Below are 23721 nucleotides of genomic sequence, written 5' to 3' on the forward strand. Positions count from 1 at the left end.
AAAGCTTTTCTAATTTATTAAGACTTATAAAAAAGCTCTTGAGAGCTATGACATGAATTTCTCGACACCTTCTTTAAAGTCAAAACTATGCTCAGCTGTGATATGACGAACTGTCTTAGTCGTAGATCTCATGACTATACTATGTGTTACAGCATATGAACCTCTACGAGAACTATTTACTCTTTTAACCCCTTTTAACATCGCCCCATCAGTCACTCCTGTAGCTGCGAAAATTATGTTTCCTGATGCTAAATCATCTATATCATATTTTTTGTTTAGATCAGTAATACCCCATCTATGAGCTCTAGCTATTTCATCTTTATCATTAAAGACTAGTCTCGCCTGCATTTGGCCACCTAAACACTTCAATGCTGCGGCTGCAAGCACTCCTTCAGGAGCTCCTCCTGTACCTATAAATACATCTATACCAGAATTTTCAGTAGCTGTTGAAATCACACCTGAAACATCACCATCATCAATCAAGCAAACTCTAGCACCTGTCTCTCTAACTTCTTTTATTATCTGCTCATGTCTAGGTCTATCCATAGTACATACAACTAAAGCAGAAACATGAACTTTTTTAAGGTCTGCTATTCTTTGTAAATTAACAGCAACAGAATCATCTAAATCAACTATACCTTTTGGAGCATTTATTCCACCAACAGCTATTTTTTCCATATAAACGTCAGGAGCATTTAAAAATCCACCCTCATCAGCCATTGCTAAAACTGTTAATGCATTTGGACCACCTTTAGCAGTTAAAGTTGTTCCTTCCAAAGGATCTAAAGCTATATCAACTTTGGGGCCGCCTTTGCCAACTTTTTCACCAATATATAGCATAGGAGCTTCATCAAGCTCTCCTTCACCTATAACAACTGTTCCATCAATATCTAATTCATTAAGGGCTTTCCTCATAGCATCCACAGCAACTTGATCTGCAGCAACCTTATTACCTCTCCCCATCATACTCCATGATGCTAAAGCTGCTAACTCTGTTACTCTTACTGCCTCTAAAGCTACATTCCTACTCATACTACTCATTTCAATAACTCCTAAATTTTACAATGTCTCTTTTATTGGTTCTAAAAAATTTTCTATTACTTTCTTCAAATCAACTAATCTTCCATGAAAAAAATGACCAACCTCATTCATTTTTACTAATGTCAGCTCAGATTTTATTTTTTTCATTGTGAAATCAAAAACAGAATCAGGGTTTACTGTATCATCATCTATACCTTGTACAACCAGCCATGGAATATTTCTTGGCTCTGGATAGTCGGCTAAATCAAATCTATCAACGGCTGGTGCAATAGTTATAAGCACTGATAAATTATCTATTTCATCAAATGCCTTGTAAGCTATAGCTCCACCAAAAGAAAAACCACATAAAATTATTTTTTGCTCAGGTTTCTCTTTCTTTATCCATTCATATACCGATAAGAGATCTTGTAACTCTCCAACTCCATCTCCATATTCACCATCACTAGCTCCGACACCTCTGTAATTAAATCTATAGCTTTCTATTCCAAAGGTACGCATAGCTCTAGAAATAGTAGTTACAATCTTGTTATGCATAGAACCCTGGTATAATGGGTGCGGATGACAAATAATAGCGGAAATATTTTCTAATTTACCTTTTTTGATATCATCATGAACAGCCTCAATATTTCCAGCTTCCCCTGAGATAAAAAAATTATTCATAGCTAATTAACTTCTTCGAGTTAAATCACATTCTTCTAGTTTAACTACTTTTGTTCCTTTTATAAACTTATATCCTAAATATATAACAATAAAGACTATTAAGCCTATATATGTCGATATAAAGTTTACAGCTAAACTTTCCCAAGTTAATCCATGCTGTTTAAATATATAAACTCCTTGACCAACAATAACTATAGATACTAAAGTTAGAGCAATAATTGGCGCCCAAGGAAATAACTTAGACTGATAAGGTAGATCTTCTAATTTCTTACCTTGTTTTACATATGCACGTCTAAATCTATAATGACTTAAAGCTATAGAAAACCAAGCTATAAATCCTGCTAAACTAGAAACATTAATAAGCCATGTAAATACTTTTCCACTATCTAAAAATGATACGAAAAAGAAAGAACAGCCTATTAATGCTGTTGCTAATAATGCCATAACTGGGGTACCTTTAGAATTAATTCTAGCAAATATACTAGGGGCTTGTTTTGTCTTACCCAAATGCCATAAAATTCTTGTTGCACTGTACATGCTGGCATTACATGCTGACAAAATTGCTGTTAATATTATTAAATTCATAACAGTAGCTGCTGAATTGAAACCAGCACTCTTAAATACTTCTGTAAAAGGACTAACAGATGCATCATGACTTTCTGCTGCTCTTATAAGTATAGGATCATTATATGGAATAAGGAAACTTATAACGACTACTGATAAAATATAAAATAAAAACAATCTCCAAAAAGTTTGCTTAACCGCTTTAGGAATAGAATGCTCAGGGTCTTTAGCTTCTCCTGCAGTAACGCCTATAAGTTCACTACCCTGAAAAGAAAATCCAGCTATCATAAAAACTGTCAAGAATCCCCAATATCCATTATGAAAAGGAGCATCTCCAATAACCCAGTTGTTAAAACCTACTGGACCACCTATCCCAGTTAAGCCTATGATTGTTAAAGTCCCAACTATTATAAATATTACAACTGTAGAAACTTTTATAAAGGACATCCAATATTCTACTTCACCATAAATTTTAACTGAAAAAAGGTTCAACCCAAGAATTAATAAGAAAAAAATCAAGCTCCAAATTATTACTGGAACATCTGGATACCAATATTGCATAATCAAGGCAGCTGCAATAACCTCTGTTGCTACAGTAATAGCCCAATTAAACCAATAATTCCAACCTGTAGAAAATCCAAATGCTGGATCAACATACTTACTCGAGTATTCACAGAATGTTCCTGTAGTTGGTGAATAAGCAGCCATCTCACCTAAACTTGTCATTAAGAAATACACCATTATAGCAATTATCGTATAAGCAACAACAGTCCCTCCAGGACCAGCATCAGCTATAGCGCTACCTACAGCTAGAAACAATCCCGTTCCAATACACCCACCAAGTGCTATCATAGACATATGGCGACTTTGTAAGCCTCGATTAAGTCCTTTTGACATCAAACCTCCTGCGGTTTCAAGAAGCTATATGGGTAGAAATAGATGTATTTTTGAAGATCAAATTAGTAGAAAATAAAAGATATAAAATCTACTATTTCTATATATTCCAAATCTCCGCCATAAAACTATAACCCAAGTCCATAAAAGCTACTTCCTTAAAAAAAGTATATTTTCATTATTACCTGTAACTTAAGAAAAAGCAACGATTTAGAATAAGATTGAAATACTTATTTCTTAAGCTTATTTCTGTACATGATTGCATATATAGCCCATGTTGATATATATACAAATATTCCACAGAAAATAACATCGCTAAAGAAATGTCCTCCTTGAGCCATTCTCATAAACCCAAGTCCTCCCCCAGCTAATACAGCAATACTAAAAGCTAAAACTCTCTTCTTTCTAGTCGCCATAAGAGGCATTAAAGCAAAAAGCCAAAAACCTACTGATGCATCTCCACAAACAAATGAGCAGTTTGAAGAGCATTCTGAAGAAATTACAAAAGGTTGCTTAAAATTCTTATCTCCATCAAATTGTTTTACCATTTGTGGTCTTGGCCTACCCCAATGATCTTTAAAGATTGTATTTACAATTAAACCAGGACCAATTATTAAACACATTAAAACAAAGAATATTTCTTTTCTGTATTTAGTTTGACACACTTTAATAAAAAGAGAGCCTAGAAGAAACAGTACAGCCAATATTGAGAAAACTATTGGAAAAATTCTTACAAATTTATTTAAAAATGTAAAAAATAAAATATTTTTTCCTATAAAAAGATTTTCACCACTATTATAAAAATTACTAGCTAAAGTGATATCCAAATGTGGAAAGCATAAGAAAAACACCCATGCAACAAAACATACTACAAAACCTAAAATTATATGAAATCTAGCCAATATACTATCTCCTGAGAAATACAATTCTCTTTTACCAATACCCGTTACTCTTTATTAAGTTTACAAGAAGTTCATAAAACAGGAAAGCATAGCTAGTAAATTAACTAACAAAATACCTTTATTTTTTGCTAAAATTGTAACGTTAAATTTGAACTCTAATTAATTTTATATATTAAGTTATGGCTGAAGAACAATTAAAAAACTCAAATCATGCTACTGGAAGACTAAAAATAGCACTAGTCGTAAGTCTTGTTGCTATTATTATTTACCTAATAATAGCGCTATTTTCTTTCAACATTAATGATCCAGGCTGGTCAACAGTTTCATCTGAGAAAGAAATACAAAATTATGCAGGACCTGTGGGTGCTTATATTGCCAGCGTCATATTATCAATATTTGGTATATTTGGATATTTAATACCTTTCTTTCTAATTGATCCTATTAGATCTTTACTACTTAGAAATGATAAACCTAAATTCAATTATTTAATGCTTTCTATAAAAATCTTAGGATTTGTTATATTACTTTTGTCTGGCTGTGCTCTAGCTGAACTTTATTTGAATTTTTTCAACTATTGGCTTCCTCAAAGATCTGGTGGAATAGCTGGTTATGAAGTTGCTAAATATTTTGTTAAATATTTAAACAATGTTGGTGGCTCATTCATATTACTTATACTTTTCTTTGTTGGACTAACTCTTTATTCTGGAACAACATGGATACATCTTTGTAAAACAATCTATAGTTTTGTTACTGGATTATTTTCCAAAAAACCAGATACAAGTGAAAAAGAAGAAGATTTCATGTTTGGTGACTTTAATAGTTTTCAAAAAAATGATGATAAAGCCTTAACAAAAAATCAAGCTTCTATAACGATAGATAAACCTGTTGTTAAAGAACCTAAAATTAATACAAATAATAACTATGACTATCAAGATGCTGATGATGAAAATAACGAGCTTTATTTTAGTGGAGAAAAAAATTATGAAAATGAAGCAGATTTTGCTCCCATAGAAGAATTATCGGAAAAAAAAACTAAAAATAAATCATCAACATTAAATAAAAGCATTAGTCTACCCTCCTTAAATCTATTAATCGAGCCTGAAGAAAAGAAAACGATAGTTTCTAAAGAGCATTTAGAACAAACTTCTGCTTTATTAGAGCAAACTTTAAATGATTTTAATATAAGTGCCAAAGTTGTAGCAGCATATCCAGGACCTGTTATTACAAGATATGAAATTGATCTAGCACGAGGGACTAAAGTTAGTAAACTTACAAACATATCTCAAGATTTAGCAAGAGCTCTATCAACAACAGCTGTTAGAGTAGTAGAGGTAATTCCAGGAAAACCATACGTTGGCTTAGAACTACCAAATAGCGAGAAACAAATAGTTAGGATAAAAGAAGTCCTATCAGCGCCCGAGTTTATAAGTTCCAAAGCACCAACAATGATGGGAATAGGTGTTGATATATCAGGAAAACCAACCTTTGCAGAACTAGCAAAAATGCCGCACCTTTTAGTTGCAGGTACTACTGGTTCAGGTAAGTCAGTTGGTGTTAATGCTATGATTATAAGTATGCTTTATAAGTGTACACCTGAAGAACTTAGATTCATCATGATTGATCCCAAAATGCTAGAGCTTTCAATTTATGATGGCATTCCTCATCTTCTAACTCCAGTTGTTACAGATATGACTGAAGCTGCCAATTCCCTTAGGTGGTGTGTAAAAGAAATGGAAAGAAGATATGCTCTGATGTCTGCGGCAGGAGTTAGAAATATAGCCTTACTAAATGATAAAATTGAAAGAGCTGAAAATGCTGGCAAACCATTAAAAGATACCATGTTTATCAAAATGAATCCTGAAAGAGCTCATGAAGCCCCTACTCTTCAAAAAATGCCTTACATAGTTGTTATTGCAGATGAATTTGCAGATATGATAATGGTTGTAGGGAAAAAAGTAGAAGAGCTTATTGCTAGACTTGCTCAAAAAGCAAGAGCTGCTGGTATCCATATTATTTTAGCGACACAAAGACCTTCAGTTGATGTAGTTACTGGTCTTATTAAAGCAAATATCCCTACTAGGATGTCCTTTCAAGTTTCATCAAGAATAGATTCAAGAACAATCCTTGATCAACAAGGTGCTGAACACCTTTTAGGTCATGGAGATATGTTATATCTTAAGCCAGGCTTAGGAGCACCCATGAGAGTACACGGAGCTTTTGTTGATGATGATGAAGTTCATAGAATAGTTGAGTCATGGAAATCTTATGGAGAACCTGAATATATTGAGAGTATTACAAATACGGCTGATGATGAAGGTGGAAATAATCAAGGATCTGACGAATCAAGTGAAGATCCTTTATATAATGAAGCTGTTGAGATTGTAATAAAAACCCAAAAAGCCTCAATATCAGCTGTCCAAAGAAAATTAAAAATAGGCTACAATCGCTCTGCTAGATTAATGGAAGAAATGGAAGAAAATGGAGTCGTTTCCGAAATGAATTCTAATGGTATGAGAGATGTACTAATAAAGAGAGAGTCCTAAATGAAAAAGATAGTCATTCTTATACTTTTAATCTTTTCGATAAATATTGGTTTAGCTCAAAGCAGTACTGAAAGCCTAATTTATAAAATACAAAATATTCATTCTATGTCTGCAAATTTTTCACAAACTTTAATAGATGGGCAAAATAATAGCAATATTACAAGCCAAGGAAGCATGTTCTTAGAAAAGCCATCTTTCTTTAACTGGACAACTACCAGCCCCAATAACCAAGAAATTATCTCCAATGGAAAGAGTCTTTGGTTTTATGACGCAGATTTAGAGCAATTAGTAATTAAAAATCTGTCAAATGATATAGCTCAAGCACCTTACTTAATACTACTATCAAAAAATAGTGAAAATTTAGACACTCTATTTAAAGTTAAAGCAAATAAAGATAATAGCTACACTTTAAAACCCAAAGATAATGACAGCATAATAAATAATATAAAAATCAAGTTTGACGATAATGATAATCTTAGATCATTAGACATCAGTACATCATTACATCAATACACTAAGATCGAATTTTCAAATGTTGAGACGAATATAGAAATTAGTAAAGATAAATTTAAATTTTCTGCTCCAAAAGGAACAGACATAATTAATGAAACAAAGAATTAATTATCTAAAAAACTAGTTTCTTTCCTAGGCTCTCTTTTATGAATATTCCTATGTTTTAGAATCTCTTTCTTTTGAGAAGCTGATTTTTGAGGATTATTCTTATCAAATTCAGTAAGAAGAATATCTGCATCACTAACGTATTGTCTATTTTTTTTGTTATCAAATAAATGTAACATCTTAAAAAGAATCTTGTTCATTAAAGCCTCACTATACAATTTAACTTGTAGCCCTTAGTTAATTATACTAAACTAAACATCAAAGTCACCTACAAAATACCTTAGTCTAAGCATCAAAAATGGGTTTAAGTCAGAAGCCAAAAATCATTGGCGTATTTTTAATGTTTCTAAGTATAACAATGCTTACACCCATTGGCATAGACTATATATATGATGAAGGAAATTCTACACCTTATATAACTAGCTTTTTATTAACTTTCACATCTGGTTTTATTTGTTGGTTTATAGCTAGAAAATCTACAAAAAAACTCACAAATAGAGATGGTTTTATAATTGTTGCTCTAGTTTGGCTAATTGTAACTATATTTGGTGCAATCCCTTATATGATGTTCCCAGATCTAGGTCTACCATTTACTAAAGCAGTTTTTGAATCAACCTCAGGATTTACAACAACTGGAGGTACAGTTATTGTAGGATTAGATAATCTTTCACATAGTATCTTATTCTATAGACAGCAGACTGAATTTCTTGGTGGTATGGGTATTATTGTATTATCTGTGGCTATATTACCATTACTTGGTGTAGGTGGCATGCAACTATACAAAGCTGAGATATCAGGACAGTGGAAAGATGAAAAACTAGCCCCAAAGATTTCTAGTACAGCAAAAGCTTTATGGTTTGTTTATATCTTATTTACCATTCTATGTTTTTTTTCCTATCTAATCGTAGGATTAGATCCTTTTGATGCCATATGCTATACATTCTCAACAGTTTCAACAGGTGGCTTTGCTCCATCTGATGCCAGTATGACAGACAAATCTAATGGTGTCCTATTAGTATGTATGATTTTCCTATTTTTAGGAGCCACGAGCTTTAAAGCACACTTTATTGCATTAACAAGATTTAAAATTAGTCACTATTTTAAGAATGTAGAATTTAAAGCCTACTGTTATTATTTATTTTTTGCAGCTTTCATTGTTGCTATAACACTAATTGCCAATACCAATGATATCTCACAAATTCCTAAAATAATTTGGAATAGTGCCTTCCAAGTTATTGCGATAAGCTCTAGCTCAGGATTTGTATCTGATACCAATTATTATTTATGGCCCTCTTTTCTTCCTGTAATGCTTATGTTTTTAGCGATTATTGGTGGTTGTGGTGGTTCAACTGCAGGAGGCTTAAAAATGATAAGAGCAATCTTATTCAAAGAAAAAGCCGTCCTAGAAGCTAAAAGAGTAATACATCCTCAAGGGGTTTTTTCTGTTAAGCTTGGTGACATACATATTTCCGAACAAGCACTAAATCGAGTTTCTGGCTATATTTCTGTATATGTAATAATTTTTGCTGTTGGCTGGTTAGCTTTAATAGGATGTGGTCTTGATATGGCGACATCTTTTTCAACCATTGCAACAACACTATCAAATGTTGGACCAGGACTTGGTGATATTGGATCAAATTTCAGCAAGCTAACTGATAATGCTTTATGGATATGTAACTTTGCCATGATAGCAGGACGTTTAGAAATATTTACATTATTAGTTCTATTTATTCCAGAATTCTGGAGAAAATAAATTAAAATACTGAGGCTTCAGCAAGATAAGAAAGATTTCCGACTATCTTATATTTATGATTACTAACTCTTATATTAGCCTTATAGTCAATATTTGAGTATTTTCCATCACACTGAATCTTTATAAGAGATTTATCTAATAAATAAGCGGTAAAACTTCCTGTCTCAGATATACTTGATTGATCAGATGGTGTTTTCATATAAATAAATTTACACCCTTTATTATCAGCTATATATAAATCAACATCAAATGGGGTAGGATCTCCAGAAGCTATATTATCAATATCACTAGGCACTTGCTTAAATCCATAAACTTTATATGCTTGTTTTATAGTTTTCTCATATCCATGACCAAGATCTTTGATATCTACAGTACTTTCAAGATTAGGATTTGTTGCTGTACATCCAGATAGAAATAGTAAAGCTAATAATATATTTTTCTTTGAACTTAATTTCATAACGAATGATTTCTTTTAAATTAAATAATACACAAAAATACAGATCAATTTAAATATTAAGATTAATTAACATAATATCCCAATTATTTATACAGCAAATCGAATATAAACTATTCGTTTTCAGTGTTCACATCTTCCTGATTTTGTTGTTTTTTATGCTCATAGTAATCTTTCATACTAAGACCTTTTGCTCTAAATTCAGCCTTTTCTGCAATCTCATCAACTCTTCTTTTTGAATATTCAATATGCTCAGGAGCATAATCCTCTACTGGCTGCCCCTGCAGATTAAACCTCTGTTTTAACTCAAAAACAGCTTTATGATAGCGTGTATCACCAACATATCTACGAAGAACGTTTCTTAAAACCATTTTATCGATAGGTGCAAAATGTTCATTTTGATAAATTAATTCTATATCTTCACTTATACCTATTTTTAGAGGTTTTTTATTTATAGGACCAAAACAGTTAGGAAAGCGAGTACATAACCATTTGAATAATCTAGCTTCTTCTTTCTGTCTTTCTTTCTCAACATCTATAGAAATCACCAATTCTTCAACATCATTAAGACTAGGGTTTTGCAATTCTTTTATTACATTATTGCTTATTCTATGTCCATATTGTGGAATTCTTATAAAGTCTTCAGATTTCGATATCTCAGCATTTTTTTTAGGAGATTTTATTTGTTCCCTCTTAACATCTTTAGCCTTAGATATATTCTTATCTCTAGCCTGCCTCATTCTTGAAGTTTTTTCTTCAATCTTAGATGAACCACCAAGTAGTGACTGCAATAACGAAAAATCGTTTAATTTATTTCTTCCTTCAGACATATCTTAATTTTTATTCACTTTTAGCCGGAATTTCATATAAAATTCCTTAAATATTATTTAGATAATATCGTACTATAAAAATAGTATAATAAGCAAGATATAATATTTATTAACAATTATTTTTTAATTTTATTCCTTGACAAAAAACTAATTTTTACAGATAATATGCTACATCTTTTGTGGCTATGTAGCTCAGTTGGTTAGAGCACAGCATTCATAATGCTGGGGTCGCAGGTTCAAGTCCCGCCATAGCTACCACTAATTTTATCTTTAAATTCAATACTTTTAGCATACCATCTGCTAATAAACTCAAGATTCGATAAAATATGATAGATAAGATATAGGTAGCAGTTCGCCTATGTTTTCTCATCACTATAGAACTTTTCAAATCTCTGATTTAGATGACCGCTAGGTTATATAAATCTTTTACAATAGTGTTTCTAAGTTTAATATATAGTACCAATTCCAACTTGAGATAAAGCTCCATTATACATTTCAAGCAGTTCAACTGTCATATACTCTTCTACAGAATGATTTATTTATTTTCTGTTGAAATGAGCCTTCTTTAATATATTCATAGTTTGCTATTGCCAGCCTTTGCTCTTTATTAAAGTTCATTGCCTCAAGTTGTTGAGGACTAAAGTCATCTACCGTTTTGCCTTCAGGTAAACCTAAGTCTAAAATCTTTCCTTGGCTTGCACTATAATATTTTGTACCACCTGTAGCTATTGAAACATTCTTACCTACTGTATCTAAATAATGTAAATCTGCTTGCTTACCACTAGCAATATCAGCATTTACTTTTTGAAAAAATTGATCAACAGCTGCTACTAAACCTTGTGTCTCAAATGTACTTCTTACATCATTTCTTAAATCTGTATCTATAACCACATGAGTTGATGAATCATCTGAAGATCTTTCTGATAAGCCTTGTTCTTTTAATTTAGATCCTAAAAAGTTATATCTTTTTGTCCAATTTCTGGGTCTGTCACATAATTAAGTACATTTTCCAACATGTCATTATCTAAATTAATCATGCTTTACCTCCTTTATTATACTATTTAAAAACTCTCTTGATTCTTTAAGCTTATTATTCAACTCTTTCTCTTTAATATTTATTAGATCAATATATAAGCCTAATCCCACATACATAGACTTATAATTTCCTTTATATCTCTTAAACTTATAATATCTACATCCAACAGTATTGTTTTTCTTTGAAAAGCAATAAAGATACATACTATTGCTACTAAAAATATAATTTTGATAATTATCTGATTCCAATAATCCTAAGAATTTGGATAAAGATTCTTCATGTGTATACCCAAGATCTTCATTAAGAATACGATTATCTGCAGTATTAACTACTCCACCAGAGAAATATACAGTATCAGAGCTATTAGGAATATTTTCCAATTTAACATAAAATTTAGTCTCACAAATACTACCTCTACAATACTTTCTTTTAAAATCATCTGTTAGCATCTCACTTTTAACATTCGATACTTTATACTCAACATGATCTTTAGCTAATTCATAAGGCTTATAATAAACAGTATATGTTTTCACTGCCTTCAGCATAAAATAGTTATAAGCTGGTGGTACAAATAGCATTGCTAATAAAAGCAAAATGTAAACTATAAAAAGTCGCTTGGTAGCTTTTATTACTTTATTAAAGTCATATCTCACAAATAGAAAATGCAATATCAAAAAACAAAGATAATAAATACTAAACCAAGCCAAAATAAAATATGCTATTGTTGAAGCAACTTCTTCTCCTGCCCTAAATGATCCAGCTATAACATTCAAAAATGGCATTACAAAACCAAATACCGCAAAATTCACTACGTAACAAACTACTAATGTACTAACTAAAAGTGCTGCTCTACTATAGATCTTCTTATTTTCCACGTAATGTAAACAAAGCATAAATACTATGCTAAAAAAAAGAATACCTACTGCAAAATATATGAAGAAATACCATGTATAGTCCTCTAAGATGAAATTACCATAGTAACTAAATAGGCTAACGATAAATTTTGTTTTCTTAAGAATATAAAGTAAAAAGCCAACGACTATAAAGCTCGAGATATAAAGACCCCAAAGACCTCCTCCCTCATCTACTTTATATTGAGTAAATTTTTTAGCTAGAAAATTCTCTATGGCAAGAAGTATTACACAAATCACTCCTAGCCCCACTACCCAGCCAAGAACTATATTTACTAATCCACCCATCTAAATCACCATCTTCATATTCAACATCATAAAATACCTTTATTTATATTACCTTTCTCTAAGACTATTATCTATTCCTCTTGTAAGTGGCTCTGTGAAGAAATCTATCACTCTTCTGGTACCAGTCTTAACCTCTGCCACTACTGCCACTCCAGGCACTATCTTATAGTCCTCGCCATCTTTGTGTAAGGTATTATCATTTAAGGAAACTATTAGCTTATATACTACACTCAACCTATCATCTTCAATTGGAGCTGCTATTCGATATCTGGTTGCTAACACTCTTGGAAATATTACAAGAATGACCATTGCAAACGGTCTAACACCTATAACTGATTTGGGGATAGATATGCTGGATGAGTTCGTACTTTCAGGATTAATAAAAGGATGGACACCAAAGATATTTTTCTACGATCTATCTAAACTAGAAAAATCATTACATCATATTTGATAATTAAATAAGTTATACTGTGCCTAAGCTTACACTAAATGCTTTACTTGGTTTTAGTCCAGTCATAGCTATCACTTTTAATTGAATCAAAATCTAGCATTAGCTTATTAAAAAAGCTTATTTTAAAATCGGAAGAAGTTTATAAGAGTTTTCTATTTAAAAAGACCTACTAAAACAACATAAATTAGAATTATAATAGCTCCTATTGCTCCACAAACAGCTACTAAAAATAATGTATATAAAGTATCACTGAAGATTTTAGAAAAAATGCTATCAGGATTTTTACTTTTTATTGAATGAAAAAAATTTCTTATTTTATTCATAATTAATTCCTATAAGTTTTATAATATCTATAAATTTAGAGTTAAAATCAACTCTGCTTAAATCATATTAAATACTACTTAATTTTGCAAGAAAAGATGCTTCATCAAACTCTTTCTTATCAAATTTTATATAAATTGCCGCTTCTTCTAAATTAATATTTGACTCATATATTCCAACTTCTTTTGAAAGAATACCTTCTAACTCTTCTTTTTTTTGCTCTCCAGAGATATTCATATGATATATTTTCGAATTAAGGTATTGGATATCTCCCATTGTAAGAGAAACTATAAACCACAATATGCCAAAAATAGTACAAAATATTAACACTCCTGCAATATTATAAAGCTCAAAAACGACTCCTCCTAAACTACCTCCTATAAAAATACCAAAGAACTGGGCACTGGAGAAAATACCCATAGCAGTCCCCTTAGTTCCAACAGGTGCTGTTTTTGAAATGACTGATGGAAGAGTTGCTTCTAGAAATGAGAAAGATGCAAAAAATAAAGTTAAAAGCACACCCATTATAACAACATGTTGAAACTCAAATAAAACTCCTAATACACAAAGTGTTAAAATAATAATTGCTACTATAAAAAGTAATTTTATTTTGCGTTTAACTTCACCAATAATTATAAATGGGAATACTAATCCAAAGGATATTACTAGAACTGGTAAATAAAACAACCACTGATAATCAGGTGCTATTTCTATTCTGTTGGTCAAGATAATTGGAATCACAATAAAAAGTGCCGTCAAAATTGCATGCAAAGCAAAAATTCCAAAGTTCAAACGTAAAAGTTCTTTATGAAAAATCACACTTTTAATCAAATGAAAAACTGGTTTAGCTTCATGATGAAAACTTGGTACTCGAGGTGTTGGAATTTTCAAAAGCATAATGATACCAACCACTCCCATAATAGCTGTTACCCAAAATATGCCAGATAATCCTATAATACTATTTAAAATAGGACTTATCATCATAGCAACCATAAATGACAAGCCTATACTCATTCCAATAATAGACATCGCCTTAAGTCTATTTTCCTCTTTTGTAATATCAGCTATCAATGCTGTTAAAGTACTCCCTATTGCTCCTGCTCCTTGAAGTGCTCGCCCTATTATGATTCCATATATATTAGTAGAACATGCCGCTATTATACTACCCAGTATAAATAGCAATAAGCCAAATAGTATAATCTTTTTACGACCTATATAGTCAGATGCTATCCCTAACACTAGTTGAAGAGACGCCTGTGTTAAACCATAAATTCCTAAGGCTAAACTAATAAGAAAAGGAGTAGCATCTTTTAGATGATCTACATACAAGCTAAAGATTGGAAAAATTATAAATAACCCAATCATTCTAAAACTATATATAAGAGAGATATAAAAAGTAGATTGAAATTCTTTAGAATACATTATTTTAAATTAAAATTTAGAATTCCTAAAAGTTTAATCAAAAAAAATCTAGAATTAAAGAAATTGCTTTTAATTAATAACAAATAAATCACTTATTGGCAAATATCTTTATAACTAACCCATTGACAAACAAATGACAGTAATAACCCAAACTGAAGTTAAAAAAACTTTTTTAGACCATACTTGCTCATCTTCAAGATTCATAGCTTTTATTGAAATAACCAACCAAAAAATTGCTACAAACATTGTTATGATAAAAGAAATTATATCTGCAGTTCCAATGATAAATGGTAAAGCACAAGATAATATAAACAATACCATATAAACTAGTATCATTTTTTTAGTAATCTCTAGGCCTTTAACAATCACTAATAGAGGTATTCCAACTCTTTTGTAGTCTTTCATATGTCTAATAGAAATCGCATAAGAATGTGGTATTTGCCAAAAAAATAATATTAAAAATAGTGATAAAGCATTTAAATCAAGCTGACTTGTTAATGCCGTATACCCAGCTACAGGGGGAATAGCCCCTGATATACCTCCCAATAAAGTCGCATGCACAGAGTACCGTTTCATAATAGTATAAACTACAACATACACAACAAACCCTACAAGAATTATCCATAGCGTCAAAGGGTTAACCAAATAATATAAAACTATACTACCCGCCGTTAACAAAATCATTCCATAAATAATAGCTGAAAATGTAGAAATCTGACCTGTCACTAATGGACGATTCTTAGTTCTTGTCATTTCAGCATCAATATCTTGATCTATACAGTTATTGAAAACACAACCAGAACCTATCATTAAGGCAACACCAATCATAACATAAAGATATAAACTAAGATGCTCAAAGCCAATATGCCTATGCGTAGCTAATAAAAAGCCACCTGTTAAGGTAATCAAATTACCAAAGATAATCCCTGGCTTTGCTAATTGAAGATATTTTTTAAAAGACATAGAAAAAAGTAGCGATCAATTTTAATTACATCATCATGTCATAAAGGTCAAACATGATCCACATAGTACCAACTATTATTATTACAACTACAATAAGCGCAAAAACAGCACTCACTAGGTTCCAACGAGCCTTTGAATCAGTACTTAAATGTAAGAAAAATATCAGCTGCACAAATAATTGTATTAAAGCCAGTATAGCTATTGCTACACATAAGCCCATAGGAGATAAAACTTTAAATCCAACCAATGCAAATGCTATAGTTGTAATTACTATAGAAAGTACAAAACCAGTTATATAACTTTTATGAGTACCATATGCTGCACCTGTATCATGATCATATAAATGTTCTTTAGCCATATTATATCGCTCCTAACAAGTAAACTATTGAGAATACAAATATCCATACGATATCTAAGAAATGCCAAAATAAGCCTAAGTAAGTAAGCTTTGTTTTCGCCATTGGTGTCATACCATATTTTTTAAGCTGAAAAATCATGCTTATTATCCATAGAAGACCCATAGTTACGTGTAACCCATGAGTACCAACTAAAGTAAAAAAAGATGATAAGAAAGCACTACTTGACCAAGTATGACCTTCTATCGCTAACTCGTAAAACTCATGAACTTCCATAATGATAAAGCCTAAACCTAAGAAAAAAGTAACCAAGAGCCACTTTATTACATGGTTTATGTTGCTAGAATTACGATTAAGCATTGCCAAACCAAATGTAAAACTACTAACAAGTAGCAACATTGTTTCTATAAAAACATATGGCAAGCTGAATAATTCTTGAGCATCAGGCCCACCAAATGTATTTTTATGAAAGACTGCATATACTGCAAATAGCGTAGCAAAAAGCACGCAGTCGCTCATAATATAAATCCAAAAACCAAACACATTCTTAGAACCATCAAAGTGATGTTCGTGATGATGGTTATTATCTGCAGTTACTGTACTCATACTTGTAACTCTCCTTGTTGATTATATTTACTTTCAACATTTTTAACTTCATCAGCCTTCACATAGTAGTCAATATCATAGTCAAATGATCTGTATAATACTGTACCTATCATACCAGCAACACCGACAACAACTAACCACCAAATATGCCATACTGCAGCAAAACCAAATATGAAACTAAATGCCCCTATTATTACTCCAACTGCTGTATTTCTTGGCATATGAATATCTTCATATTCTTTAGCTTCAGTTAATGGTCTATTATCTACGCCCAAACCTTTTTCTTTATGATCCCAATAAGCATCACGCTCTTCAACTACAGGATCACGAGAGAAGTTATAAAAAGGAACTGGCGATGGGATACCCCACTCTAAAGTACGACCATAACCCCAAGCATCTGCACCAACACGGTTTTGATCCTTATTTTTAAAGCTTACAATAATTTGTAACACTTGGAAAAATATACCTAATCCAATTATCATAGCACCAACCCAAGCTACTATAAGTAGTGATTGGAAACCAGTTGAAGCATCATAGTGATATAGTCTTCTTGTCATACCCATAGCACCTAATAAATATAGAGGCATAAATGCTACGAAGAATCCTACTAACCAACACCAGAAAGCATATTTACCTAAACGTTCATTTAGTTTGAAACCAAATATTTTAGGGAACCAATATGTAAGTCCAGCAAATGCTCCAAATACTACACCACCAATAATTACATTATGGAAATGAGCAATTAGGAATACACTATTGTGCATTTGGAAATCCACACCAGGTACAGATAATAATACACCTGTCATACCGCCTACTGAGAAAGTTATCATAAAACCAACTAACCACATCATAGGCGTAGAGAAAGTGATTCTTCCACGGAACATAGTAAATAGCCAGTTAAATATTTTAACCCCAGTTGGAACAGCAATAATCATTGTCATAATACCAAAGAAAGCATTTACATTAGCACTTGCTCCCATAGTAAAGAAATGGTGAAGCCATACAGCAAAAGACAATATTGTAATTACAATACTAGCCCATACCATTGTTACATAACCAAATAAAGGTTTTTTCGAGAATGTAGCAGCAACTTCTGAGAATACACCAAACATAGGAAGTACAAGAATATATACTTCAGGATGTCCCCATATCCAGATTAAGTTTACATACATCATTTGATCTCCACCGCCTGAAACAGTAAAGAAGTGTGTACCAAAGTATCTATCTAAAGTAAGTAAACCTAAAGTCACAGTTAAAACTGGGAATGCTGCTATAACAAGAACTACTGAACATAATGAAGCCCAAGTAAATACAGGCATCTTCATTAATGTCATACCTTTACAACGCATTTTAATAATCGTTACAAAGAAGTTAATACCTGTCATTAATGAACCAATACCAGATATTTGAAGACCCCATATGTAATAATCTGTCCCTACAGTAGGGCTATATGTTATTTCTGAGAATGGTGGATAAGCCAACCAACCAGCATGAGCAAAGTCACCTACTAATAAAGAAATATTTATTAGCATCGCACCAACTACAAAAAGCCAAAAGCTTAAAGAGTTCATATAAGGGAATGCCACATCACGAGCACCGATCTGAAGAGGAACAACCCAGTTCATTAATGCAAATATTAACGGCATCGCAACAAAGAAGATCATAATTACGCCATGAGCAGTAAAAATTTGATCAAAGTGTTCTGGAATTAAATAACCCGTACTGTCACCTGAAGCCAAAGCCTGTTGTGTTCTCATCATGGCAGCATCCACAAAACCACGGAACATCATGACTAAAGCGACAAGAACATACATCGTCCCTATTTTCTTATGGTCAATAGTTGTAAACCATTCACTCCATAAGTAGCCCCATTTTTTAAAATATGTGATACCACCGACTAATGCCACACCTGCAACCACTATGCCTATAAACATACCAAGTATGATTAATTGCTGGCTTACTGGCTCATACAGATATGGAAAAACCAAATGTGGATCACTTAGTTTTCCAATTAATGCTTCTAGCATATTGCTCTCCTATTTACCGTACTATTTATAATTTATTACTACATATCCATATGATGCATATTACCCATCTTTTCCATGTCACCTGGTTTATAATTAGGCATCATATAAGACATAGTAATATCATTAAACAAATTCTTATCAACATTTGAATAGTAAGCTACTGGATTATTTACTGAATCTTTAACTAAATTATTCCAGAAATATCCCCATGTTAGTGCTGGATCATTTGAATTTTTAATTTCTTTAACCCATTGATCAAAATTATCTTGATTAACCACCTCAGCATAAAACTGCATTCCTGCAAAACCATGCCCTGTATAATTAGCAGAGAATCCACGATATTTACCATTATTTGTAGCTATAACATGCAACTGTGTAGTCATACCTGTCATTGCATAAATTTGACCACCCAATTCAGGTATAAAGAAAGAGTTCATAGGTGCAGCTGAAGTAATTTTAAAATTAATTGGCCTATCTTTTGGAATTCTTATGTAATTAACTGTAGCGATACCCTCTTCTGGATATATAAACATCCATTTCCAGTTTAATGCTACAACGTCAACTTCAAGAGGCTTTTTATCAGACTCTAAAGGCTTATATGGACTAAGTGAGTGAGTCGTTGTCCATGTCATAATAGCTAACACAAGGATTAAGACACTAGGAACACCCCAGCACACAACCTCTAAAAGAGTACTATGAGTCCATTCAGGACGATATTTTGCATTTGCCCCTTCGCGATAACGCCACGCAAACCATAAAGTTAAAACTATCACAGGTATAACAACTATAAGCATAAGCAATATAGCATATACCAAAAGCTTCTGTTCACTTGCTGTAATAGGACCATTAGGATCTAAAACACCACTCTTAACACAGCCTGATAAAACCAATGAAGTAAACGCAACTATCAACGCTAATATATATTTTTTTTGTTTCATACTATTAACCTTAGAACTATAAATTAATTTTAAAATAGTTATTCCCATATTATTCTAGCAGAATATATAACAAATAAGAAAAAAAAATAACTTTTTTTTGAAACTAAAAACTAGCTTAAATACTTACACACAGGCTCTTATAATAATAACTCAGAACAAAAACCTAGACTTTTACTTACTTGAGTAGTTTAATAAATCATAAATAATTTCACCATAACTTACTTTAAATCATAAGGATATAAGGATTATGAAAAAATTAACCATAGCTTTATTAGGAACATCTTTAATATTAATGAGTGGATGCTCAGAGCAAAATACCAAAAACAAGACAGAAGTTGCGATATCTAAAGATACAATTAATTATTCTGCAAATGTTGCAAATCCTAAAATTATAAATCAATTATTAAATGATAACAAAACTCCTTATTTAGGTAATAAAAATGCAGAAAAAGCTGTTGTCGTATTTTTTGACTATAGTTGTAGCAAATGTGCTGAAATTTCTAAAGAAGTAAGCTCAATACTTAAAAACAATCCTAATGTCAAAATCATATTTAAACCTTACCCTTCATCAAATCGAGATATGACCGTTGCAAATTACGCCAGCTTAATTGCATATGAAGCCTATATCCAAGGAGGCCCTGCATTATTTGACGAATATAATAAGTCTATATTTCAAACAAGAATATCAAAAGGTAAAATAACTTTTGATGAAATAAACTCTATCGCGGATAAGCTAAATATAAAAATTGACAAAGCTCAACTTAATGAAGCAGCAAAAGAGGAGCTTGAATCACGTCAGCTAGGAAAAGAAATTGGATTCGATGGACCTCATGCATTCATCATTCTGCCAACAAATTTAGCGAACATGGACAAAAATGAGTTAAACAAACACTTAAATGAAATTCATGTAATTGCAGACAAACAAACAAATGAAGCAGCCAGTACGCCTGAAGATGCTGCAAAATGGGTATCTAACCAAATTCAAAATGCTCTAACCAACTCTTAACTTAATCAGGGATAAATAAAATCACCACATCTTTATATAAAACATCTTCTTTAAATTCCCATGGCTTAAAGCATTCAAAATGCAAAACAATCTTTTGAGGAATCTTCTTAAACCTATCATGCACAGACATTTTAAAACTATCTAACGAACCATATTTAGATTTCTCAACATTAATACTCTCATGCTGATAAGAAACCGCTCTAATATAATCATAATTATACTCTGTCAAAAACCACCTATAGCCAGAAATAGAATCAACTGGTAGCTCTATATTTATAGTTGCCTTATTTCCCTCTACAACTATAGGCTTTGAATAAACATCTTCTAGGTCCGATTGGATTGCTTCATTTCTGCAAAAACAAAATGTGGCGAAATCACAAAAATAATAATCAATGATAAATATTTACTCATTGCTTTAATTCAAAATCATTTATAAATACTTCTAGTTATTATACAATTACACAAATTTAATAGTAAATGTAAAGAAATTTCTAAATATGGCTCTAGAAAAATTTGATTTAGAATTAGTGTCTTTTAAAGATTTAACTCCAAATGTTAGACACTTTGTTTTTAAAAGGACAGATAATAAGCCTTTAAATTTTGTGGCTGGACAATTTATAACATTCCTACTAAAAGACAGTGATGGAACTTTAAAAAGAAGAAGTTACAGCCTAGGATCTCTACCTAGCGAAAATATGCTTCTAGAAATAGGCATAACTTATGTCAAAGGAGGAGCTGCTTCAGAATTCTTCTTTAACATGAAAGAAGGAGAGACAGCTCCAGCAATGGGTCCAGCTGGTAGGCTAATACTAAAAGATGAAGAAATAAACAAACTAATTCTAATAGGCACGGGTACAGGCATAGTTCCTTACAAATCAATGTTCCCAGAACTATTAGAAAAAGCCAACAATACAGAAATCTACATATTATTAGGCGTACAACATAGAAAAGATGCTCTTTATGCTGATGAGTTCATAAATTTTGCTGAAAGACACAAGAATATTCACTTCAAACTTTGCTTAAGCCGTGAGAAAGAGAGTTTAAATATTTACGAAGCTTCTGGGTACGTACAAAACCAACTAAGAGAATTGGATTTAAATCCAGAAACTGACGTTGTTTATATCTGTGGTAATCCAAATATGATAGATCAAGCATATGAACAACTTACAGAAGCTGGTTTCAACTCAAAAAATGTTAGAAGAGAGAAATATATTTCCTCTAATTAAGCTTGATACTTACTTTTAATTGAGTTAAAATTCGTGAGTTATTCTAATTTTTAGGGATATGGTGCCTAATGAAATAGCTTAGGTGGCGATGTCAGATTATAAAAACAAGGAAATAAAAAATGAAACAAGAAATTCACCCAAAATATAATGAAGTTACAATTACTTGTAGCTGCGGAAATACATTTAAGACAAAATCTACAATTGGAAAAGATTCTTTGAATATAGATATTTGTTCTGAATGCCATCCTTTCTATACAGGTAAGCAAAGAGTTGTTGATACAGCTGGCCGTGTTGACAGATTCAACAAAAGATTTGGTTCTCTTAAGAAAGTCTAATCTATTTATCTTATTATTTCTCTTAAAAATTTATCAAATAAAAAATCAATTTCTATTAATAAACTAAATACAAACTGATTTGTAATATTTATCTATATATTCGCTTAAAGATAAACTATCATGATCTCTAAGCACTCTTTCTGCATCAATTGATTCTATGACTTGCTTTTCTAATAAATCAATTTCCATAGGATCCAGTTCATTTTTCCTAAACTCATCAGAAGCTTGCTCAGATAATTCTAAAACTAAATTTTTATAACCTTTATCTTTAGCATGACCAACCAAAATTGAAGAAGGAGTTTTTAATACATCAAGAACTTTTTCCTTTTCAAGAGAAACCGCATCAATATACTCCTGCCCCATTTGTAACGCTGTTTTCTCAATAGATGTAAAAAGTTCAAGAGCATACTCTTTTAATAGAACTTTTTCTCCCGTACAAATCTTTATAACCTTAGAAGATGGATTCCTCCCATTAATTGCAACTTCAGTTAAATTAGATTTAGCAGCTTTCACAAAATCTTCGCTATATTGATTAAAATCTTTCATGAAACAAGTCATTAGCATAGCCTCTATAAACAATGAAGTTTGCTTATCTATTCCAGAAGCAACAAAAGGATTTACATCAAGCACACGAACTTCTATATACTCAACACCTCTATTCATAAGCGCACAAGCTGGGCGCTCACATCTTTTTGATATCTGTTTAGGTCTTACAGGACTATAATACTCATTTTCAATTTGTAAAATACTATTATTTAACTGAATACGCTTACCTTGATCATTATATAAGCCCATTCTTTCATAAGGTGGAAACTCTTCTTCTGTTGCACCAATCAAACCTGTAACATATGAAGTTACATCTTTATAAGATATATGCAAATCCTTTTGAGCTGGACTAGTATAGCCCAAATCACTCATTCTTAAACTTGTCGCATATTCACCAATATAAAACTCATTATCTAATTCATTCAAATAGTCTGGCTTATTTTTAACAGATGCTTTTGCACAAATCGGGCTTGCTCCAAACAAGTACAGCAACAGCCACATATACTCAAAATAATTATTTATTACACCAAAGTAAACACCAGACTTTGTTAAACCCAGCTCTTCAGATTTCTGAGCAACCAAATTCTCATCAAAAGAAAAATTATAATGGATACCTGCAATTACCTGCATGACTTTACCATAACGCGATTCTAAACCTCTTCTATATACCTGCTTCATTTTTCCAGAATTAGACTCTCCAAAATCGGCGACTTGCACCTCTTTTTCTGAAACAGTAAATGGCATACTCGAATTTAATATAATTTCATTCACATCCATTCTTTGCAAAGTAAAAGAATGGAGTTTATTAAGCTCTTCCAACACATGATCTATACTTTTTCTAGGCTTTGTTATAAGCTCCAATAGATTTTCAGAGAAATCTACGGTTATACTACTATTAGTAAGCTTATGCCCTAATTTACTGGGATGTTGGCTATTAGTAAAAATTCCATCTTTACTAATCCTAAGAGTTTCTCTCTCTATCCCCCTAAGATTATTTATATTCTTTAAATCATACATTACAAAAAAAGTC

At 31.8% G+C, this 23721-nt stretch carries 26 protein-coding genes, 1 tRNA gene and 1 pseudogene; 9 read left to right on the plus strand and 19 right to left on the minus strand.

The window, feature by feature from the left end; all coding sequences use genetic code 11:
* Window positions 1-45: 45 nt before the first annotated feature.
* From glpX to lpxF, 4 genes are all read right to left on the minus strand, one after another.
* The gene (gene glpX, locus DNK87_RS07305) at window positions 46-1032 is read right to left on the minus strand and encodes a class II fructose-bisphosphatase (protein ID WP_119331210.1); all 987 of its coding nucleotides are present in this window, start codon (window positions 1030-1032) and stop codon (window positions 46-48) included.
* Between the two features lie 27 nt (window positions 1033-1059).
* The gene (locus tag DNK87_RS07310; RefSeq protein ID WP_119330928.1) at window positions 1060-1701 is read right to left on the minus strand and encodes an alpha/beta hydrolase; all 642 of its coding nucleotides are present in this window, start codon (window positions 1699-1701) and stop codon (window positions 1060-1062) included.
* 6 nt (window positions 1702-1707) lie between these two features.
* Complete coding sequence (locus DNK87_RS07315; RefSeq protein WP_119330929.1) at window positions 1708-3162, minus strand: amino acid permease; 1455 nt, start codon at window positions 3160-3162, stop codon at window positions 1708-1710.
* Window positions 3163-3389: 227 nt separating this feature from the next.
* Entirely contained in the window at window positions 3390-4061 is a 672-nt protein-coding gene (gene lpxF, locus DNK87_RS07320; protein WP_119331211.1) for a lipid A 4'-phosphatase LpxF, read from the minus strand.
* Window positions 4062-4240: 179 nt separating this feature from the next.
* Here lpxF and DNK87_RS07325 point away from each other — a divergent pair.
* The 3 genes and pseudogenes from DNK87_RS07325 to lolA form a co-directional block, all read left to right on the plus strand.
* Window positions 4241-6347: pseudogene (locus DNK87_RS07325) on the plus strand (DNA translocase FtsK); the annotation flags it as partial.
* A gap of 5 nt (window positions 6348-6352) precedes the next feature.
* Complete coding sequence (locus tag DNK87_RS09075) at window positions 6353-6604, plus strand: DNA translocase FtsK (protein WP_425298901.1); 252 nt, start codon at window positions 6353-6355, stop codon at window positions 6602-6604.
* Window positions 6605-7225 carry an outer membrane lipoprotein periplasmic chaperone LolA gene (lolA, locus tag DNK87_RS07330; RefSeq protein ID WP_119330931.1) on the plus strand — a complete coding sequence of 207 codons (621 nt, stop codon included), beginning with the start codon at window positions 6605-6607 and terminating at the stop codon, window positions 7223-7225.
* On the opposite strand, the gene DNK87_RS07335 is transcribed toward lolA, so the two are convergent.
* Window positions 7222-7422 carry a CBU_0585 family protein gene (locus DNK87_RS07335; protein ID WP_119330932.1) on the minus strand — a complete coding sequence of 67 codons (201 nt, stop codon included), beginning with the start codon at window positions 7420-7422 and terminating at the stop codon, window positions 7222-7224. The two genes, lolA and DNK87_RS07335, sit on opposite strands and share 4 nt — an antisense overlap.
* A 98-nt stretch (window positions 7423-7520) precedes the next feature.
* Between DNK87_RS07335 and DNK87_RS07340 the strand changes: the two genes are divergently transcribed.
* Window positions 7521-8975, plus strand: coding sequence for a potassium transporter TrkG (locus tag DNK87_RS07340; RefSeq protein ID WP_119330933.1), 1455 nt, complete (start codon window positions 7521-7523; stop codon window positions 8973-8975).
* A 1-nt stretch (window position 8976) separates the two neighbouring features.
* On the opposite strand, the gene DNK87_RS07345 is transcribed toward DNK87_RS07340, so the two are convergent.
* Window positions 8977-9432: an FTL_1709 family lipoprotein gene (locus DNK87_RS07345; protein WP_119330934.1), complete on the minus strand. Its 456-nt coding sequence runs from the start codon at window positions 9430-9432 to the stop codon at window positions 8977-8979.
* Window positions 9433-9542: 110 nt separating this feature from the next.
* Window positions 9543-10259, minus strand: coding sequence for a ProQ/FINO family protein (locus tag DNK87_RS07350; RefSeq protein WP_119330935.1), 717 nt, complete (start codon window positions 10257-10259; stop codon window positions 9543-9545).
* A gap of 181 nt (window positions 10260-10440) precedes the next feature.
* Here DNK87_RS07350 and DNK87_RS07355 point away from each other — a divergent pair.
* A tRNA-Met gene (locus tag DNK87_RS07355) sits at window positions 10441-10517 on the plus strand.
* A 246-nt stretch (window positions 10518-10763) separates the two neighbouring features.
* Here DNK87_RS07355 and DNK87_RS07360 read toward each other — a convergent pair.
* The 3 genes from DNK87_RS07360 to DNK87_RS07370 form a co-directional block, all read right to left on the minus strand.
* The gene (locus tag DNK87_RS07360; RefSeq protein ID WP_119330936.1) at window positions 10764-11150 is read right to left on the minus strand and encodes a hypothetical protein; all 387 of its coding nucleotides are present in this window, start codon (window positions 11148-11150) and stop codon (window positions 10764-10766) included.
* 138 nt (window positions 11151-11288) lie between these two features.
* Complete coding sequence (locus DNK87_RS07365) at window positions 11289-12494, minus strand: hypothetical protein (RefSeq protein WP_119330937.1); 1206 nt, start codon at window positions 12492-12494, stop codon at window positions 11289-11291.
* Window positions 12495-12542: 48 nt separating this feature from the next.
* Window positions 12543-12803 (minus strand): hypothetical protein, encoded by a 261-nt coding sequence (locus DNK87_RS07370; protein WP_119330938.1) that lies wholly within the window; start codon window positions 12801-12803, stop codon window positions 12543-12545.
* Here DNK87_RS07370 and DNK87_RS07375 point away from each other — a divergent pair.
* The gene (locus tag DNK87_RS07375; protein ID WP_154401849.1) at window positions 12796-12945 is read left to right on the plus strand and encodes a hypothetical protein; all 150 of its coding nucleotides are present in this window, start codon (window positions 12796-12798) and stop codon (window positions 12943-12945) included. The genes DNK87_RS07370 and DNK87_RS07375 overlap by 8 nt on opposite strands.
* Before the next feature lie 152 nt (window positions 12946-13097).
* Here the strand turns inward: DNK87_RS07375 and DNK87_RS07380 are convergent, their stop codons facing one another.
* The 7 genes from DNK87_RS07380 to cyoA form a co-directional block, all read right to left on the minus strand.
* Window positions 13098-13268: a hypothetical protein gene (locus DNK87_RS07380; protein ID WP_154401850.1), complete on the minus strand. Its 171-nt coding sequence runs from the start codon at window positions 13266-13268 to the stop codon at window positions 13098-13100.
* 67 nt (window positions 13269-13335) lie between these two features.
* Entirely contained in the window at window positions 13336-14688 is a 1353-nt protein-coding gene (locus DNK87_RS07385) for an MFS transporter (protein ID WP_119330939.1), read from the minus strand.
* A 114-nt stretch (window positions 14689-14802) separates the two neighbouring features.
* The gene (gene cyoE, locus DNK87_RS07390; protein ID WP_119330940.1) at window positions 14803-15651 is read right to left on the minus strand and encodes a heme o synthase; all 849 of its coding nucleotides are present in this window, start codon (window positions 15649-15651) and stop codon (window positions 14803-14805) included.
* Window positions 15652-15676: 25 nt separating this feature from the next.
* Complete coding sequence (gene cyoD / locus DNK87_RS07395; protein WP_119330941.1) at window positions 15677-16009, minus strand: cytochrome o ubiquinol oxidase subunit IV; 333 nt, start codon at window positions 16007-16009, stop codon at window positions 15677-15679.
* Window position 16010: 1 nt separating this feature from the next.
* Window positions 16011-16613 (minus strand): cytochrome o ubiquinol oxidase subunit III, encoded by a 603-nt coding sequence (gene cyoC, locus DNK87_RS07400; protein ID WP_119330942.1) that lies wholly within the window; start codon window positions 16611-16613, stop codon window positions 16011-16013.
* On the minus strand, window positions 16610-18640 hold the full coding sequence (gene cyoB / locus DNK87_RS07405) for a cytochrome o ubiquinol oxidase subunit I (RefSeq protein ID WP_119330943.1): 2031 nt from the start codon (window positions 18638-18640) through the stop codon (window positions 16610-16612). Before cyoB ends, cyoC begins: the two co-directional genes overlap by 4 nt.
* Before the next feature lie 38 nt (window positions 18641-18678).
* Complete coding sequence (gene cyoA / locus DNK87_RS07410; protein WP_119330944.1) at window positions 18679-19578, minus strand: ubiquinol oxidase subunit II; 900 nt, start codon at window positions 19576-19578, stop codon at window positions 18679-18681.
* A gap of 247 nt (window positions 19579-19825) precedes the next feature.
* On the opposite strand from cyoA, the gene DNK87_RS07415 reads away from it, so the two are divergent.
* Window positions 19826-20584 (plus strand): thioredoxin domain-containing protein, encoded by a 759-nt coding sequence (locus DNK87_RS07415; protein ID WP_119330945.1) that lies wholly within the window; start codon window positions 19826-19828, stop codon window positions 20582-20584.
* A 1-nt stretch (window position 20585) separates the two neighbouring features.
* Here DNK87_RS07415 and DNK87_RS09005 read toward each other — a convergent pair whose 3' ends face one another.
* On the minus strand, window positions 20586-20813 hold the full coding sequence (locus tag DNK87_RS09005; RefSeq protein WP_244614637.1) for a hypothetical protein: 228 nt from the start codon (window positions 20811-20813) through the stop codon (window positions 20586-20588).
* Window positions 20814-21081: 268 nt separating this feature from the next.
* On the opposite strand from DNK87_RS09005, the gene DNK87_RS07425 reads away from it, so the two are divergent.
* Entirely contained in the window at window positions 21082-21810 is a 729-nt protein-coding gene (locus DNK87_RS07425; protein ID WP_119330947.1) for a ferredoxin--NADP reductase, read from the plus strand.
* A gap of 119 nt (window positions 21811-21929) precedes the next feature.
* Window positions 21930-22145 carry a 50S ribosomal protein L31 gene (gene rpmE, locus DNK87_RS07430; RefSeq protein ID WP_119330948.1) on the plus strand — a complete coding sequence of 72 codons (216 nt, stop codon included), beginning with the start codon at window positions 21930-21932 and terminating at the stop codon, window positions 22143-22145.
* A 63-nt stretch (window positions 22146-22208) separates the two neighbouring features.
* Here the strand turns inward: rpmE and gshA are convergent, their stop codons facing one another.
* Window positions 22209-23708 carry a glutamate--cysteine ligase gene (gshA, locus tag DNK87_RS07435; protein ID WP_119331212.1) on the minus strand — a complete coding sequence of 500 codons (1500 nt, stop codon included), beginning with the start codon at window positions 23706-23708 and terminating at the stop codon, window positions 22209-22211.
* Between the last annotated feature and the right edge of the window lie 13 nt (window positions 23709-23721).

It is taken from the genome of Pseudofrancisella aestuarii, assembly GCF_003574475.2.
Lineage (GTDB): Bacteria > Pseudomonadota > Gammaproteobacteria > Francisellales > Francisellaceae > Francisella > Francisella aestuarii.

What these genes read in the sequence shown, in the direction of transcription:
- cyoB (WP_119330943.1), bottom strand. Translation starts at nt 18,640, where the DNA reads ATGCTAGAAGCATTAATTGGAAAACTAAGTGATCCACATTTGGTTTTT.
- DNK87_RS07370 (WP_119330938.1), bottom strand. Translation starts at nt 12,803, where the DNA reads ATGGTCATTCTTGTAATATTTCCAAGAGTGTTAGCAACCAGATATCGA.
- DNK87_RS07350 (WP_119330935.1), bottom strand. Translation starts at nt 10,259, where the DNA reads ATGTCTGAAGGAAGAAATAAATTAAACGATTTTTCGTTATTGCAGTCA.
- DNK87_RS07340 (WP_119330933.1), top strand. Translation starts at nt 7,521, where the DNA reads ATGGGTTTAAGTCAGAAGCCAAAAATCATTGGCGTATTTTTAATGTTT.
- lolA (WP_119330931.1), top strand. Translation starts at nt 6,605, where the DNA reads ATGAAAAAGATAGTCATTCTTATACTTTTAATCTTTTCGATAAATATT.
- DNK87_RS07315 (WP_119330929.1), bottom strand. Translation starts at nt 3,162, where the DNA reads ATGTCAAAAGGACTTAATCGAGGCTTACAAAGTCGCCATATGTCTATG.
- glpX (WP_119331210.1), bottom strand. Translation starts at nt 1,032, where the DNA reads ATGAGTAGGAATGTAGCTTTAGAGGCAGTAAGAGTAACAGAGTTAGCA.
- DNK87_RS07345 (WP_119330934.1), bottom strand. Translation starts at nt 9,432, where the DNA reads ATGAAATTAAGTTCAAAGAAAAATATATTATTAGCTTTACTATTTCTA.
- gshA (WP_119331212.1), bottom strand. Translation starts at nt 23,708, where the DNA reads ATGTATGATTTAAAGAATATAAATAATCTTAGGGGGATAGAGAGAGAA.
- rpmE (WP_119330948.1), top strand. Translation starts at nt 21,930, where the DNA reads ATGAAACAAGAAATTCACCCAAAATATAATGAAGTTACAATTACTTGT.
- cyoD (WP_119330941.1), bottom strand. Translation starts at nt 16,009, where the DNA reads ATGGCTAAAGAACATTTATATGATCATGATACAGGTGCAGCATATGGT.
- DNK87_RS07375 (WP_154401849.1), top strand. Translation starts at nt 12,796, where the DNA reads ATGACCATTGCAAACGGTCTAACACCTATAACTGATTTGGGGATAGAT.
- DNK87_RS07310 (WP_119330928.1), bottom strand. Translation starts at nt 1,701, where the DNA reads ATGAATAATTTTTTTATCTCAGGGGAAGCTGGAAATATTGAGGCTGTT.
- cyoC (WP_119330942.1), bottom strand. Translation starts at nt 16,613, where the DNA reads ATGAGTACAGTAACTGCAGATAATAACCATCATCACGAACATCACTTT.
- DNK87_RS07425 (WP_119330947.1), top strand. Translation starts at nt 21,082, where the DNA reads ATGGCTCTAGAAAAATTTGATTTAGAATTAGTGTCTTTTAAAGATTTA.
- cyoA (WP_119330944.1), bottom strand. Translation starts at nt 19,578, where the DNA reads ATGAAACAAAAAAAATATATATTAGCGTTGATAGTTGCGTTTACTTCA.
- DNK87_RS07365 (WP_119330937.1), bottom strand. Translation starts at nt 12,494, where the DNA reads ATGGGTGGATTAGTAAATATAGTTCTTGGCTGGGTAGTGGGGCTAGGA.
- cyoE (WP_119330940.1), bottom strand. Translation starts at nt 15,651, where the DNA reads ATGTCTTTTAAAAAATATCTTCAATTAGCAAAGCCAGGGATTATCTTT.
- DNK87_RS07385 (WP_119330939.1), bottom strand. Translation starts at nt 14,688, where the DNA reads ATGTATTCTAAAGAATTTCAATCTACTTTTTATATCTCTCTTATATAT.
- DNK87_RS07335 (WP_119330932.1), bottom strand. Translation starts at nt 7,422, where the DNA reads ATGAACAAGATTCTTTTTAAGATGTTACATTTATTTGATAACAAAAAA.
- DNK87_RS07415 (WP_119330945.1), top strand. Translation starts at nt 19,826, where the DNA reads ATGAAAAAATTAACCATAGCTTTATTAGGAACATCTTTAATATTAATG.
- DNK87_RS07380 (WP_154401850.1), bottom strand. Translation starts at nt 13,268, where the DNA reads ATGAATAAAATAAGAAATTTTTTTCATTCAATAAAAAGTAAAAATCCT.